The sequence below is a fragment of the Treponema vincentii genome (assembly GCF_010365865.1).
Lineage (GTDB): Bacteria > Spirochaetota > Spirochaetia > Treponematales > Treponemataceae > Treponema.
Map to the genome: position 1 here is coordinate 829,241 of NZ_CP048020.1, position 16,112 is coordinate 845,352.

The following is a 16,112-nucleotide window of genomic DNA, read 5'->3' on the forward strand; positions in this document are numbered from 1 at the left end:
TCATGGCAGCAAAAAAGTATAATATCGATATCGCAGTTGCATTTACCGTCATTCTCATGGTGCTGATGTTTATCATCCCGCTTCCCACCGTGCTGCTTGATTTTTTTATGGCGCTGAACCTCACGTTCAGTTTGGTCGTATTGTTGATTGTATTATTCACTGCGCGCGCTACCGACTTTTCGGTCTTCCCTTCATTATTGTTGCTTAGTACCATCTTCGGATTAGTATTGAACGTATCCTCCACACGGTTAATCCTTTCCAAGGGGGAAGCCTTTGACGGTGCGATGATACGGGCGTTCAGCTCTTTCGTTATCGGTGCATCGGGTAATCAAGGCCTCGTTATCGGGTTTGTCATCTTTATCATCCTTATTGCAGTGCAGGCCTTTGTTATTACGAAAGGCGCCAAGCGGGTCGCAGAGGTTTCCGCCCGTTTTAAACTCGATTCTCATCCGACCAAGAGTATGTCGATCGACGCCGAATATAACGCAGGCATTATTACCGACGAAGAAGCTCGGCAGAAGAAAGCACAGTTGCAGCGGGAAGATGATTTTTACGGTGCGATGGACGGTGCAAATCAGTTTGTGTCCGGTAACGTAAAAGTCGGTATTTTTATTACGGTTATCAATGTTATTGCCGGTTTGATTATCGGAATGGTGTTCCGGCAGGAGCCTTTTTCCAATGCGCTGCGCACCTATACGACTCTGACGATAGGAGATGGATTGCTGGCGCAGCTGCCTTCGCTCTTTTTGTCGGTAGCGACCGGCTTGCTTGTTACCCGTATGATCGACGAGGGGTCATTCGGGCAGGACATCAAAAAGCAGTTTTCTCAAATCGGTTGGATTTACTTTGTTGCGGCAGGTACACTGGCTATTATGGGTGTGCTCCCCGGCTTTCCCCATGTTGTCTTATTTATTATCGCGTTTGTTTTGGCATTTGTCGGATGGCGAATTCTCAAGGCTGAACAACTGTACAAACAAACTGCAAAAGAAAAACAAGCAACGCAAAAGCAAGGAGGCCAGCAGCGCGGCGGCTCCGGAGGAGAACCTGCGCAGGGAGAAATCGCACCCATTGTACCGCTCGATCCGCTGTCCTTGGAACTGGGCTATGCGTTAATTCCGCTTGTCGATAAGGACAAGGGTGCGGAACTGCTCGAACGTATTACGCGCATCCGTCGGGAAGCTGCGCTTGACCTCGGGTTGGTTGCCCCGCGTATCCGCATTATCGATAATATGCGGCTTGAGCCGAGCGAATACTGCTTTAAAATTAAAGGCGTCGAAGTAGCGCGGGGTAAGATACGCATGGGCTGGTACCTCGGAATAAACCCCGGCGGCGTTTCCGAAGAAATACCCGGCGAACGCACCGTCGACCCAACCTTCGGTTTACCTGCAGTGTGGATATCCGAAGAAAACCGCGACCGAGCAGAGCGCGCCGGCTATACGGTGGTAGATCCGCCTGCGATTATTGCGACGCACCTCACCGAGGTAATTAAAAAGCATGCAGCCGAAATTCTCGGGCGGCAGGAAGTGCAGGGTATTATGGATGCGTTGCGCAAGGATTATCCGGCGGTTATCGATGAAGCGGCAAAAGTGTGCAGCCTTGGCGAGGTACAAAAAGTGCTGCAAGGCCTCTTGCGGGAACAGGTTTCCATCCGCAATACGATCGTTATTTTGGAAACGCTTGCGGATTTCCGACCGATTACTTCCGATGTTTCCCTCCTTGTTGAAAAGGTGCGACAGGCGCTCGGTAGACAGATATGCTTACAGTATGCCGATGAAAATAAAACACTCCATGTGCTGACGATTGAACCGTCACTTGCTCAAAAAATTATCGAAAGCAGAATAGATACGGTAAATGGGCCGATGGCGGCACTTGAACCGTCCGAGCAGCGGATGTGGATACGCTCTCTTATTCAAGCTGTTACAACCGTGCAAAAAAATGGCTTTCTGCCGATTGTATTGGCGCCCGAAGCTTCTGCTCGCATTTTGATTAAAAATTCAACCGATAGGGAGATCCCCGATTTAGTTGTGCTCTCCATTCCCGAGATTTCGAAGGATATACAAGTTGAAGTAATCGGTGAGATTAAGTTGGAACAGGATAAAAACTAATGGAACTTTTTGTTGAGCAAGATTCGACGTATGACAAATGTCTTAAAAAAATTACAAAAAAGCATGGTGATGCCGTTACTATCTGGAGAAGAAAAGATGCCAAGAGCAGTCGACTTTTCGGACTTTTCGAAAAAGATGTAGTTGAAGTAACGTTTACGGTAAACGATAAAATACCTCCGCGGCCATCCCTACTATCGGAACAACAGCCGACGATGAGACCGCCAGCCAGATTGGGTGGTGTGAGTAATCTGAACGATGAAGAAGAACGGCTTAAGATCGTAACGCGATACGCAAATAAAAACCCTGCTGCTGCCGATGAGCTGCGCCAATATGTCGATATAACTTCGAAAAAAAACCTCGGGAAGAAGGCTGCACCCGTTTCTACATCGGATGAGGGGAAATCTGTAGAGAAGCTCGCCGCAACAGTTGAACGCCTCGTTGCGGAAATGAAAAAACAGAATATGTTGCGAGATGATGCCGAGCATGCACATATTGTTAAAGTCCAGAAAATACTTGAAGAAAACGATTTTTCTCCTTCATATATTAAAAAGCTTTCTGCCCGCCTGAAGGATGAGCTGAGCTATACAGAAATCGAAAGCTTTTCGACAATACAGAAAAAACTCTTTGAACTGCTTGCCGAATCGATCAAAATTAAACCTACCAATAATCAGCCTAAAATGCGGGTGGTTTTATTGGTCGGGCCAACGGGTGTCGGAAAAACGACGACATTAGCTAAAATTGCAGCTCAGTATATCGGTAAAAAATCGGGAAAACCTTTACGAGTTAAGGTTATTACGATCGACAACTGGCGCATAGGAGCTAGCTATCAAATGAATCGCTACTGCGAATTGATGGGGATTCCGCTTACAGTTGCTGCGAGCCCTGACGATGTGCGTAAATGCATGGCGCTGTATCGTGAGGAAGCTGATGTTATTTGTATCGATACCATCGGGCGCAGTCCGAAAGACCGTGAAAAAATTTCGATCATGCAAAACTACTTTACCGAACTGGGCGATGATGCAGAAGTCTATTTGACGGTATGTGCCGGAACTCGAATAAACGACATTCGGGAAATTATGAAAGAGTATGCGGTTTTTAAATACAAATCGCTGATTGTTACAAAGTTTGATGAAACCTCATATATCGGCAATTTACTCAGTATCATTTCGGAAACGGATATACCGATAACGTATATAACGGTAGGGCAGGCCGTTCCTCAAGATCTTATGCCCGCAGACATCGGAGCCTTTTTGAGAAAACTGAAGGGTTTTTCAGTCGATGTGGAATATATCAATCAACTTTCTAGTAAAGATAGAAAGTAACTTCCCAAAGTTTCTGCTTTATAGGGGCTCGAAACCTAATCGATTCGATAAAAGCTAAAAGTGTGGAGAAAAAAAATGGGTGATCAAGCTGACGGATTACGTCTTTTAATGAAAGAAATAAATAAAAACGCCGGTAATACTGGAGGCGGCCATGATTCGGCGCAAAAGACTCGGATTATTGCCGTTACTAGCGGCAAAGGCGGAGTAGGAAAGACTAACGTTGCAACCAATATGGGTATTGCGTATGCGCAGATGGGGAAGAAGGTTATCGTTCTTGATGCCGATCTCGGACTCGCGAATGTCAATGTCATTATGAATGTTATTCCGCAGTATAATTTGTATCATGTTATTAAAAAGCAAAAAAAATTGTCGGAAATTATTATCGACACCGAATACGGCATTAAATTGATCGTCGGCGCTTCCGGCTTTGCAAAGATTGCGAATATGGCAGAAGCGGAACGCAATGAATTTATTAACGAAATGTACACGCTTTCCGATGTCGATATTATTATCATCGATACGAGCGCCGGGGTATCCAAGAACGTACTGAGCTTTGTCGCCGCTGCTGACGAAGTGGTTATCATCACAACCTCCGAGCCTACCGCCATCACCGATGCGTACGGTATTATCAAGGTGATTGCAACGGAAGTCGATAACATGAACCTCAACCTTAAAATGATTATCAATAGGGTTGATTCGGCGGCAGAGGGAAAGCGAATTGCAGATCGGATGATCAATATCGCGGCTCAGTTTTTGAATCTTAAAATCGAATATCTCGGCTTTATTTATAATGATCCCTTGGTAACAAAAGCCGTTTTAAAACAGAAGCCCTTCATTATTGCAGAACCGAATGGTAAAGCATCCAGCTGTCTAAAACATATTGTGTCCCGCATGGAAAAAACCGAAATTCCAGAAACCGGCGGTTTTGCCCGTTTTGTAAAAAAGTTATTCGGACGTAGCTGGGAAACGGAATAAGAGAGCGGTATTCATACAAGGGAACCTCTAATGCTCTGCATCGGGGTATGATTGATGGAGATAACACTTATATGACGATGGCTGCGCGGTTTAGGGCAGTGTTTTTCGATAAAAAATTTTTAAGAACATTGTTTACGATTGCCCTACCGATTATGCTGCAAAATTTCCTCAGCGCCTTTGTCAATATCCTTGACACGGTAATGATCGGTAAACTCGGTACCATAGAGCTTGCGGCGGTCGGCTTGGGGAATCAGCTCTTTTTTTTACTCAACTTGATTCTTTATGGCACCGGTTCGGGCAGTATGGTGTTTACGGCGCAGTTCTGGGGCAAAAAAGATTTTAAGGGTTTACAGAAAACGCTCGGTATTTCTATGATAGTGGCTGTGTCGTTCGGTATTTTGTTTACGGTCTGCTGTGTGAGTATGCCGAAAGAAATACTGTCGCTGTATACGAAGGATACTGCCGTTATCGAAACCGGCGTGCAATACCTCAGACTGTCGGCATTGTGCTTTATCCCTTTTGCGATAAATTTTATGCTGATGATTACGCTGCGCTCCATCGAAAAAGTGAAAATCGCGGTCGGTGCTACGCTGGTGTCTTTGGTTGTCAATACGACGCTGAATGCTATTTTAATTTTCGGGTTATTTGGCGCTCCTGCACTGGGTGTGCGCGGAGCAGCTATCGCGACCGTTATTGCCCGCTTTGTCGAGCTCTTTATTACCTTTACGGTAACAAAGTATCGGAAATACCCCGTTTTAGGAACGCTTAAAAATCATTTTACCTTTGATGCTAAATTCTTAAAAGTATATCTCGTAATCGTATTGCCGGTACTGCTAAACGAAACGCTCTGGTCTTTCGGTATTACCTTCCATCATAAAATTTTCGCAAGTATTAACACATTCTCGTATGCCGCGTTTAATATTACCAATACTATTTCGCAGCTGACATGGGTTATCTTTATCGGCTTCGGTAACGGGGTAAGCGTTTTAATTGGAAAGAAAATAGGCGAAAAACACGATAGCGAAGCGCGGCAATATGCCGCTAAAGTGCTGCTATTTATTCCGATTGTTGCGATATTTATCGGAGCGGCGCTGATTCCTATTTCGTATCTGGTGCCCTTTATATTTAATGTGGAGCCGATCGTATTGTCGACAGTTAAAAAGTTATTCATCGTATTGGCCTGCTGTTATCCGCTTAAAGCCTGCAACATGTGTATATTGATAGGGCTGGTGCGGGCGGGTGGCGATACCCGTTTCGGCATGATCTGTGACACCTTTATTATGTGGCTGATCGCTATTCCGCTTGCCTATTCCGTATCGATTCATACCGCGCTTCCGCCGTGGGTTATCTATATGTGCCTCTTTAGCGAAGAGCCGCTCAAGCTGTTATTGGGCTTGTGGCGGATCAAATCCGGTAAATGGCTTCATTCAGTTACCGACTAGTCATTCCTTTTGAAAATAACAAGGCATCTACTGCGTCGTACGGCAAAAAAGTGTCCTCAACGTATCAAAGATACGCCTGCGGTACTTTTTTGCCTATCTCCTTGTATCTACCTCGTTCTTTTCAAAAGGCTTACGGAAGGGCAAACGCATCAGACGAGTAAATATAGATCGCAAAATCAGGAGGTTGGGCAAGCATTTGAACCGCGAAGAGGTTCAACTCTGCTTGAACAGCCTCCTGATTTTGCGGGGTTATCAACAAAACGTCTGATGCGTTTACCGTGGATTGCTATATTTGTCCTGCTATGATATGCTTTAGCGTATGAAAGATATGCGCCGAACGGTTCTTTTTTTACTTTCCTTTTTTTTTATTGTAATTTCCGGTTTTACGGATCCGCTGTCGGAGGGAATGTATACTCGTGAGCGGCTGATGCAGGTGTACCGCAATGAAATAGCGGAGACATCTTCACATGAAATAGCGGCGAGTGAAGTCGGCGAATGGTATGATATTATCGAAACGTCTCTTTTTATGCTGATACGAAGAACTGAACTCTTTCGCGGCTCGATGCGCTTAATCATAACTGACTGGAAAAATGCCCGCTGTATGATGTATCCCGACGGGACGTTTCTTGTAAGTACCGGTCTTTTGGATTATATCGATTCACTCCTTTTTATGGATACATCCGGTTCTACGCGCAAGATACGAAATTTAAACAACGAGCGCGAGAACTTTTTTGCTCCCATTGCTGCAGTGTGTGTGGCGCAGTTTGCGCTCAACTATTACAATACCGCTAAAAACACAGCGCTTTCTCCTGAACAGCTCTACACCGTCGATATAATGGCAAGTGTATTACTCACTATTGCCGGTTATCCTCAAGGGTTATTGGAAACATGGCTCAATCGGCTGGCTGTGCTTTACGCTGATACGGAAACGGCGAAGATATTTGCATCATTCTCAACCGGTTCTGTAAAACCTGCTGCACGGCTTGAGCAGCTGAACGGCAACAGAGATGATATTACGCATCTGTACGAGGAAATTTCCGGGGTGCTGTTTGCATTGCAGAACCGCAGAGGAACTGCTGATGCACGTACCGTGTTGAGTAATTTATTGCAGCTGTTCCCGCAGAGTCTTTATATCAATCGCTTGAATGCTTTGATTGCTCATCAGGCTTGGCTAAACAGCCTTGATAAACGAGATACGGAGATGGCAGCTATTCTTCCTGCTGCAGTGTATGATAATGCATCGGTTTTTACGTTCTTTCAATCGGCTGATTTTATGTTTGAAAATGATGATGATGAACAGTCCGATTACGTTTCAAAGACAATGCCGACACGGAACAACAGCGCTCTATATGAGCAGGCAAAAAAAGCATATAGCGATTATCTTACTATGATATACGAGGCCGGAAGCGCATCGAGTTATGCGTATCTGCTCGCTTCGTCTCCATTGACTCATGAGCGCGATACCGTACTCAGCATTGCGGAACAGGCAGATCTCTTCCATACGGGAGCCGATGATAAAACCGCTCGGGCAAACTATGCTGCGCTGTTGTCTCTACTAAGAAAAGACTATACAAAGGCGCAGCAGCTGCTTGCCGATTGTCTCGATTCATCGGCTCGAAAAACAACCGGTAAAGTGTTGTTTGTAACGACGGGATTTCCTGCTGATGAACGGCTGATCCGCTGTAATTATTTCCGCATCTTAAAAAAATTGAACAACAAAATAGGCGCTGCAAAAGAAAGACAATGGCTAATCGACGTTTTAAAAGCACCGGCAGCTGTTGTCCCGATTGTTCTTCGCAATGTATCTGTTGGCGATACGGTCGATAAACTATTGAGCGCGTGGAACAAACCGTCTACCATTATCTATAATTATTACAGTGAACGTTGGTTGTATCGTCTGCTGAATACCGAGCTCATTATCCGCTCCAAAGATGGGGACGGTACGGTGCTGCAGATGAGTATCGGCTTTCCGTCACCTCTAACTCTTTTTAACGACATCCGCACCGGAGATTCCCGTGAGGCTTTTGAAAAGGTATGTGGAAAACCGATGTACCGCAGCTGCGACGCACTGATATACCACAAACAGGGAAATCTCTTACAGGTGATGTACGGCAATAATAAAATACGAAACATTACAATCCGGAACATAAATGAAAAAAGGTAATCTCGTTCTCTATAAGAATCAGCCCGCACTCATTACCGATGTGCAGGGTGATAAGTTTGAAATTACGCTGGAATCCGGCACAAAGAAAGTACGCGAAAAAGATATTGTGCTGCTTCATAACGGAGAATGCCGAAGTATTAAAGTAGCACTCGATGCCGAAGTACCCGCTGCGGATTTCGGCGAAGCGGCGGATTTCTTTGAAGGGGAAACGCCGTCTTTTGCCGAACTTGCGGAGTTGCTGTGGGGAACGTACACAGCGGAGCAAAGCTGGAAACTCTGGGAAACTCTTTGTGCCTCGCCTTATTTTATCTGTACTTCGCCGGCAGAACCGATCGGTATCCGTACTCAGGCGGAAATAGAACGGCTCAATCAAAAGCAAACGGAAAAAGCGCAGGCTGAAAAACTGCGACAGGATTTTATCGCAGCCCTTCGCGCCTGTATGCAGGGAAAGCCGTTTACAGAAAGTAAAGAATTATATACGCCGTTTTTTCAAGAGCTTGAGGCGCTCGCCTTGGGGAGTTCTTCCGCTTCTAAAATATTAAAAGATGCAAAGTTGGAGCAAACCCCCGAACAGGCACATGATATATTGCTAAAAACAGGTTTTTGGCCTATTGAAAAAAATCCCTATCCGGCACGCTTTGGTCATTCACTCCATTCGTCAAAAGCGGATATTCCCGAGCCGGTGTTGCCCAAAGCGCCGCTCGATTTGACGGCAATCCCTGCCTATGCAATCGACAATTCCAACAGTACCGATCCCGACGATGCGGTTTCTTTTGACGGGACATACTTGTGGATTCACATTGCAAACCCTGCCGACACCATTCAGGCCGATACGCAAAGCGATACCGATGCCTGCGCCCGCGGTGCAACGTTGTACACACCGGAAGGGGCTGCTCGAATGCTCGGCGAAAAAGCGGTTGATTATTTTGCTCTCGGGTTAAAGCCGATATCTTGGGCGCTTTCTTTTAAGCTGCTCCTCGGTGCCGATGGTGCAATCGAAGAAGTAGGTATCCACCGCACGAAGCTTTCGGTTATCAGAATGACGTATGAAGAGGCCGATGCTCAAAAGGACTCGCCCGCATTAGCACCTCTTTTTGCCATAGCGGAGAAAAACCGCATCAGACGGGAGAATGCGGGCGCCGTATCCATCGATTTTCCCGAAGTATCGATTACACTGAAGGAGCAGGACGGCATAAAACGGGTGCAGGTTCAGCCTGTCATCCAGACTGAAGCCGCTGCAATGATTAAAGAAATGATGCTGCTTGCAGGGGAGGCAGCCGCCCGTTTTGCCTTTCAGCACAGTATTCCGTTTCAATACATCAGTCAGGAGGCGCCCGAACTGCCGAATAAGCTGCCGTCCGGCCTTGCCGGGGAATACCGGAAGCGGCGCGCCATGCGTCCGCGCAGCGTGGGCACCATTCCGTCGATGCACGCTGCGCTCGGGCTTGCGATGTACGGACAGGTAACAAGCCCGCTCCGCCGCTACGGGGATTTGGTCAGCCATCGCCAGCTGTTAAACTATATTGACGGTAAACCGCTAACGCCTGCAGCAGATCTCGTCCTTAAAATAGCGGCGGGGGATGTGGCGGGGCGCGCCTGCGTTTCTGCGGAACGGGCATCCCGTCAGCATTGGACGCTCGTGTATCTGCTGCAAAATCCCGATTGGCGCGGTACGGCAGTGGTGCTCGAAGCGATGGGCAGAAAGGCTCATATCTTTATTCCCTCGCTTGGATACGAAGGTGATATGACCTTGGACACCGAACCGGAACTTAATCAGGAACTGACCGTAAAGCTACGCCGTATCCGTCTTGCCTATCTGCAAGCTTCGTTTGAACAGGTATGAGCTTTATAGGCTGAACGTTGATTCGTGCGAGGGTTTAATACCCCGACGCTTGCGTCGGGGTATGTTGATTACACGTTCAACAATACTTTTTCAGATTTTTCTGAAATGGCTCCTTTAGGACACCTTATAATTCCATTCCGCAACCTTCCCAAAATCCTAAAAGACAGGTATACTAAAGAAGATAATATAATGAGCCACTCAAGGAGTATAGATATGGCGATGCAGAAACAATATGCCCGTGAACTGATGCGGTTTATCGATAAAAGTCCGTCGGTTTATCATGTTATTAAAAATGCCGGTACAAAACTTGAAGAGGCCGGCTTTACCCATCTTAATCTTTCGGATGCCTTCAATTTAAAGCCCGCAGGAAAATACTTTGTAACTGCAAACGGGAGTGCTCTTATTGCATGGCAGATGAGCCGCGGGAAAAAAGCACGCGGGTTTAAGCTTGTCGGTAGTCATAGCGACTCTCCCTGCTTGCGCATAAAGCCGCATCCCGAAGTAACGGTGCAGGATCACTACCTAAAGCTCAATACCGAAGTATACGGCGGGGCGATCCTCTCGACATGGTTTGACCGGCCGCTTTCTGCAGCGGGACGTGTCGTTGTGCGAACTGACGACCCTCTTGCACCAAAGGATATGCTGGTTTCGTTTAAAGGAGCCCCGCTCATTATACCGAATCTTGCGATCCACATGAACCGTGAGGTGAACGACGGATATAAAATCGAACGTCAAAAAGATTTGCTGCCCTTGCTCGGCATCATCAATAAAAAGTTTGAAAAAGATGGCTATCTGGTCAGGCTGTTGGCAAAGCAGCTGGGCGTATCTGCGGATACGATTCTCGATTTTGATCTTTATCTGCACGATACGCAGCCGGGGTGTTTTTGCGGTTACTCCGATGAGTTTTTTTCAACGGGGAAAATCGACAATCTCGGTATGGCCTATGCTTCCCTCGATGCGCTCATTGCTCAAGATACTCCGTTAGACTATGTGAAAGCTGCCTGTGTCTTTGATAATGAAGAAGTCGGATCGGAAACCATGCAAGGAGCAGGAAGTCCGTTTTTTGCGGATACGCTCAAGCGAATTACGATTGCTCAGTGTGATGCAGGAGAGCAATGGTTCGAACTGTTCCAACAGCAGTTGAGTCGCTCTTTTCTGATTTCCGCCGATCAAGCGCATGCTTACCATCCGAATTATCCCGAAAAAAACGATATTACTAACTTTCCACTTGTAAACGGCGGGCCGGTTATAAAACTTGCAGCATCGATGAGCTACGCGAGCGACGGCGTTTCGGCAGGAATATTCAGAGACCTTTGCAAAAGAGCCGGTGTCCCCTGCCAAAACTTTGTCAATCGCTCCGATATAAAAGGCGGTACGACCATCGGGCCGATTACGACAACGAATTTGATGATTAAAACGGTCGATGTCGGCAATCCTATTTTATCGATGCATTCTATTCGCGAATTGGGCGGCGTTGCGGATCAAGAATACATTACACAAGTGTTTAATCAGTATTATAAAGAGTAATCAGGCTCCTCATATTTATAATGAGCTTCTAAGGAGGTATCCGAAAAAGTAGCTGTAACTGCTTTGAGACATCCCCTATACGGAGCTTCCTTAAGATGTATGTTAAAAATGCCGAAATTACAAGAGAAAGGGGCTTTTGTGCGCGCTTATGCCGAATTTAAATGAAATTACAAAGTTTAGAGAAGACCTGAAAAATATTGCTCACGAAGATGCAGTAACTGCTCGGTGGGGCGAACGGGTCTATGATGAACTTCCATTGCCGGATCCGGCGGAAGTTCCCGACATCGATCTTGACGCTTTACTGCCGACTGAGAAACCGGCCGACGTGGCAGGTACTGTTGCTGAATCTTCAGAAACTGAGCCCGTATCAAAACGTACGGAACCTGTCTCCGATATGTTTGATACGGTGCCGGTGACAGATGCGCCCGATATATCGATGGACACCCCTTTCTCCACCGAGCTCGGTAATAGTGACACCGATTCTTTTATAACTTCCGGAGCGGATAAGGCAGCCGGCACAGGAATTGCCCAAGAAAATGCCGAGAGTATTCATACAGACGATGCAGCCACTGCCGATCAGCCTCAATCCGGTCGGTTGAGCGCTAAGCCCGATGAGCCCGAAGTCGTTTCGGGCGATGCATATCCTGTTGACGAAGAAGGAATGCCTGACACCTCCGACATGGATGCGTTCCTCTCCTCTTTTAATTTTGACAATATATCTGGAGACGATGCCGAGGTTTCCGATACGGCTGATCTTGAAACTTCGGAGCAAACACCGGATGAAGGCGACAGCTCTTTTGACTTTAATACCGATTTTGACGATACCGATTTTAAGACCGGCTCGGATCCTTTCGACGGTTTAGGAGAATTGAGCGAACTCGATGTTGATAAATTCGGATCATCTGATGACGATATTTTGAGAGATGTACCGGAGGCACCCGAAGCAGGTGAACTCCCTGAGGAGCCACATGGCGATACTGCCTTATCCGGCACTGACGACTCGTCTAATTTTGACAATATGCTTTCTTCCTTTGATTTTGACCCGGAACCGATAAAAGTGAATGAACGCGCAAAAACAGATGATACGATTCCGGAAGATGTGGAAACGCTGGATGAACACGATGAAGTTCCGGGAGATGAAGATACGTTCCAAGAAGAACATACCATTCCCGATATTACTGTTCCCGATATCGATTTGTCGACTCTCGATTCTCTTTCTGATGATACTCCAAGCAATGCTGATGATTCCGCCGATTCGGATAAAACGGAGGATGTCTCCCATTTCGATGCCCCTGATATGGGCGATGATGAAGAGGCTGTCCAATTCCCGATATCCGATGAAACAGCCGCGTCCAATACCCCTGCTGTTGCCAATGCAGCGGAGGGCGACGGTGATACAGAGGAATCCGGTAGCTTGAGCAATATGGATGAACTTTCGCTCTTCTCCGAAAATAGAGATGATCCTGCCTCGTCTAATACTGAAACATCGGATCCCTCTCTATTTGAATTTAGCATGGATGCTCCGAGCACCGAACCTATCGGGATTCAACCGATTTCCCATACAGATACGGGGTTTGATGGTATCGGTATGCCGGAGCATATAACCGATACCTTTTTTAGTCAGCCGGAGGGAGATAGTGGGGATCAAAACGGGTTTTCTTTGGAAGAAAATCCGCTCGACAGTAACATAACCGAAGTAGTTGACGATCAATTCAACCTTCCGGATAACTTTAAAGATTTCTCGGCTGATGCCCACTCGCAGATGTTCGATTCTGTTATCGCTAAGAGTACCGGTTCTTCGGATAACAGCGATGCTCTAACAATCTCGGATGATGATTATTTCAGTTTTTTAAGCAAGCTTGAAACCTTCCCATTTAATGTGCAGCTTGCTATTCAAGACTATATTGCGAACGGTGACGACCGTCCCGAAAATAAGATGAACTTTATCCGTCTTGTATTGGAAAAAGATTCTCTTAAAAAAGTTGTCAATAAACTCGAAAAGATAACCAATAGATCGATTCCTATCCCACGCGGATTTCAGCGGCAGAGTGTTGAAGACTACGAAAAAGAAAAGCAGACCTTTAAATACTGGTTCGTGCATCGATTCTTGCCTGTCGCGGTTATGTCCGCCATTGCGCTTATTTTGGTGTTATGTATTTCGGTCTTATCATGGCAGTTTATTTATAAACCGGTACGCTCGGAATCCCTCTATAAGACAGGATATTCCTATCTGGAGAACGGCCAGTACGAAACTGCAATAGAAAAATTCAATCGGGCAGGCGAATATAAGCGGAAGAGGAAATGGTATTTCTCGTATGCCCGTGCCTTTAGAGCAAAAAAACAATTTGCTGCTGCAGAAAAAATGTATCTTCGCCTAATTTACGACTTTAATAACGATAAAAAGGGTGGATTGGAATATGCGGACATGTTGAGTACTGATCTGCGTAATTACGAAAAAGCCGAAGCTGTTTTGCGTCGACGCGTCCTTGATCAGCATGTCAACGATAAGGATGGAATGCTCGCCCTTGGTGATGTGTTTATGAATTGGGCGGATGAAGATCCTGAAAAGTACAGCGATGCAGTAAAGATTTACAGTCGGTTGATTGAGCTCTATGGTGAAAATGATACCTTTCTTGTGCGGATGATGCGTTATTTTATCCGTACCGATAATCTGGCAGAAGTGTTGAATCTCAAAGATCATTTTTCTTCCCGTATAACAAAAATCGGTGCGGAAAATCTTACCGAGTTAAGCGGGTATTTGCTTGAGAAACGGTATAATCCCAAGCCACTCGATTCGGAAAAGCTCCGCTCAAAAATTGATGATGTTCGTATGTTGTTGGAAAAAGCTGTGCAGGCGGATAAAATGATGCCGGAAGCATATTATCATTTAGGTCGTTTTTTTATCTACAATAATAAGCAGGACGGTGCAATAGAAAATTTAACAGAATCGATTAAGTTATTTAAAACCGCTGCTCCAATGACTGCACGGCGTATCGGTAATTATATTGATGCGATGCGTCTATTGGGAGAGCAGTTAGTAGATCAAAAAAAATACCTTGAAGCTCAAACTCTTTATGCCGATGCGTTGAATATATATCGCGAATATACTGCATTTAAACCGTTGCCACCGAACAAAGCTATTGGTAGACTCTATGCGGATTACGGTGATATCGACTATTTTATTTCGTATAATTTCGACTCAGCGCTTGACAGTTATCAAAATGCGATAAAGGAATCGTATAATACGCCATCGGTAAATTACCGAATCGGCTATATACATTACCAACAGGAGAATTATCGGCAGGCAATAGAAGCAATGAGCCATGCATATGCGGAAAAAGCACACGATAAGAATTTACTGTATGGCTTTGGAAACGCGTTTTTTAAACGGGGTGACTATTTTGCTGCGTTGGCTGCATACGAAGAACTCTTAGGCTTGTTAAATGCACAGCATGCACGAAAAGAACAAGCTTTGTCCAATACTCGGCCTGACGATGCCGCGTTTATTGAGCGTTACATGCATACGGCTAATAATTTGGGTGCGACGCTGAGTAGATTGTCCGAGCGAACGGGCGACTCTCAGAAGAACGGACGTGCGCTTGCACTGTATGCGGAATCTACCCGTGCGTGGGATGCTTTAACCAGAAATCCTCAGACGATGATCCGTGCAAAATCGGTCGGCTTGGCCTATTTGAATACCCAAAATATGCTGAATACAAAGAGTTCGTATCAATCAGAGATTTACACCGATATACCGATGATACTTGAAAACGAGAGAGCGCTGGAACAAAAAGAGGATAAATAGCCTATGGATACCGAGATTTTAAAGTATGTTACAGCCGATACGGCAAACGGTATTACGGGCGTATTATGCACAATTATCGAAGCGCATGGATCTTCGCCGCGGGAAGCCGGGACGTCGATGTGGGTAACTCCGGATCTTGTCCGCGGTACGGTAGGCGGCGGTGTTTCCGAACATGAAGTGATCAAAAAGGCACGTGAAATACTGAAAACGGACGATGCTACCTGTATCATAAAGAAAAATCTTACCGCAGAGGAAGGTCTCGCGTGCGGAGGTTCTATCCAAGTGTATCTTGAAAAGATAGGGAATGATCCTGAACTGTTTATCTTCGGCGGCGGACACGTTGGGCGTGCGCTTGCAAAACTTGCTGCTTTTATCGGATTTCGAGTTACCGTCTGGGATGACCGTGCCGATTGTATTACGGAAGATTTGTTTCCGACAGCGCGGCGGCTCTGTTGTCCGCTGGAACAACTCTTTCTCAAAGAAACGGGTGCATCTATTCAAAATAATAAGGCAGTGCGCGATAATTCGCCGTCTTGCGGTAGCACTGAACCGCAGGAATCCCTACAGGTGTCTCATACCGTCCTACAGTTCCATAAAAATGTGTACTGTGTTGCGGTAACCCGCGGGCATCGCTGCGATGCGGATGTGCTGCGGTATCTGTACGGTAAAAAACTTGCCTATATCGGCATGATCGGCTCATTTGAAAAAAATGCTGCGGTGGTAAAAATGCTTGCAGATGAAGGTCTTAGTAAGGAATACCTCGATTCTATCTATAAGCCGATAGGTCTGCCTATCAGAGCGGAAACTCCGGAAGAAATTGCCGTCTCCATCGCCGCCGAGCTTATCGCAGTGAGACACCACGGAAATCCTGCATTATTGCGCAGCGGCTATGCCGACTCCCGACACGGATAGAATTGTAATTAAATGAC

At 46.1% G+C, this 16,112-nt stretch carries 9 protein-coding genes; all 9 read left to right on the top strand.

The genetic code is table 11. The features are described from left to right. Nucleotides 1-2 precede the first annotated feature (2 nt). The 9 genes from flhA (at nucleotide 3) to GWP43_RS03925 (ending at nucleotide 16,095) form a co-directional block, all read left to right on the top strand. Nucleotides 3-2,105 (top strand): flagellar biosynthesis protein FlhA, encoded by a 2,103-nt coding sequence (flhA, locus tag GWP43_RS03885; protein ID WP_162662847.1) that lies wholly within the window; start codon nucleotides 3-5, stop codon nucleotides 2,103-2,105. Continuing rightward, nucleotides 2,105-3,427, top strand: a complete 1,323-nt coding sequence (flhF, locus tag GWP43_RS03890; protein WP_162662849.1) for a flagellar biosynthesis GTPase FlhF — start codon at nucleotides 2,105-2,107, stop codon at nucleotides 3,425-3,427. The genes flhA and flhF overlap by 1 nt, the downstream gene beginning before the upstream one ends. A gap of 75 nt (nucleotides 3,428-3,502) precedes the next feature. Beyond that, nucleotides 3,503-4,402: a MinD/ParA family protein gene (locus tag GWP43_RS03895; RefSeq protein WP_162662850.1), complete on the top strand. Its 900-nt coding sequence runs from the start codon at nucleotides 3,503-3,505 to the stop codon at nucleotides 4,400-4,402. Between the two features lie 71 nt (nucleotides 4,403-4,473). Beyond that, a complete protein-coding gene (locus GWP43_RS03900) occupies nucleotides 4,474-5,844 on the top strand; it encodes an MATE family efflux transporter (protein ID WP_162664732.1) in 1,371 nt (456 codons plus the stop codon). A 319-nt stretch (nucleotides 5,845-6,163) separates the two neighbouring features. Further along, complete coding sequence (locus tag GWP43_RS03905; protein ID WP_162662852.1) at nucleotides 6,164-8,008, top strand: hypothetical protein; 1,845 nt, start codon at nucleotides 6,164-6,166, stop codon at nucleotides 8,006-8,008. Beyond that, nucleotides 7,995-9,851 (top strand): RNB domain-containing ribonuclease, encoded by a 1,857-nt coding sequence (locus GWP43_RS03910; RefSeq protein WP_162662854.1) that lies wholly within the window; start codon nucleotides 7,995-7,997, stop codon nucleotides 9,849-9,851. The genes GWP43_RS03905 and GWP43_RS03910 overlap by 14 nt, the downstream gene beginning before the upstream one ends. A gap of 213 nt (nucleotides 9,852-10,064) precedes the next feature. Continuing rightward, the gene (locus GWP43_RS03915) at nucleotides 10,065-11,378 is read left to right on the top strand and encodes a M18 family aminopeptidase (RefSeq protein ID WP_162662856.1); all 1,314 of its coding nucleotides are present in this window, start codon (nucleotides 10,065-10,067) and stop codon (nucleotides 11,376-11,378) included. A gap of 148 nt (nucleotides 11,379-11,526) precedes the next feature. Further along, nucleotides 11,527-15,183, top strand: a complete 3,657-nt coding sequence (gene flcA / locus GWP43_RS03920) for a periplasmic flagellar collar protein FlcA (RefSeq protein ID WP_162662858.1) — start codon at nucleotides 11,527-11,529, stop codon at nucleotides 15,181-15,183. Between the two features lie 3 nt (nucleotides 15,184-15,186). Then, complete coding sequence (locus GWP43_RS03925; protein WP_162662860.1) at nucleotides 15,187-16,095, top strand: XdhC family protein; 909 nt, start codon at nucleotides 15,187-15,189, stop codon at nucleotides 16,093-16,095. Nucleotides 16,096-16,112 lie beyond the last annotated feature (17 nt).

Coding starts and splice junctions, on each gene's coding strand:
- flhF (WP_162662849.1), top strand. CDS start 2,105: ATGGAACTTTTTGTTGAGCAAGATTCGACGTATGACAAATGTCTTAAA.
- GWP43_RS03915 (WP_162662856.1), top strand. CDS start 10,065: ATGGCGATGCAGAAACAATATGCCCGTGAACTGATGCGGTTTATCGAT.
- flhA (WP_162662847.1), top strand. CDS start 3: ATGGCAGCAAAAAAGTATAATATCGATATCGCAGTTGCATTTACCGTC.
- GWP43_RS03910 (WP_162662854.1), top strand. CDS start 7,995: ATGAAAAAAGGTAATCTCGTTCTCTATAAGAATCAGCCCGCACTCATT.
- GWP43_RS03905 (WP_162662852.1), top strand. CDS start 6,164: ATGAAAGATATGCGCCGAACGGTTCTTTTTTTACTTTCCTTTTTTTTT.
- GWP43_RS03925 (WP_162662860.1), top strand. CDS start 15,187: ATGGATACCGAGATTTTAAAGTATGTTACAGCCGATACGGCAAACGGT.
- flcA (WP_162662858.1), top strand. CDS start 11,527: ATGCCGAATTTAAATGAAATTACAAAGTTTAGAGAAGACCTGAAAAAT.
- GWP43_RS03895 (WP_162662850.1), top strand. CDS start 3,503: ATGGGTGATCAAGCTGACGGATTACGTCTTTTAATGAAAGAAATAAAT.
- GWP43_RS03900 (WP_162664732.1), top strand. CDS start 4,474: ATGACGATGGCTGCGCGGTTTAGGGCAGTGTTTTTCGATAAAAAATTT.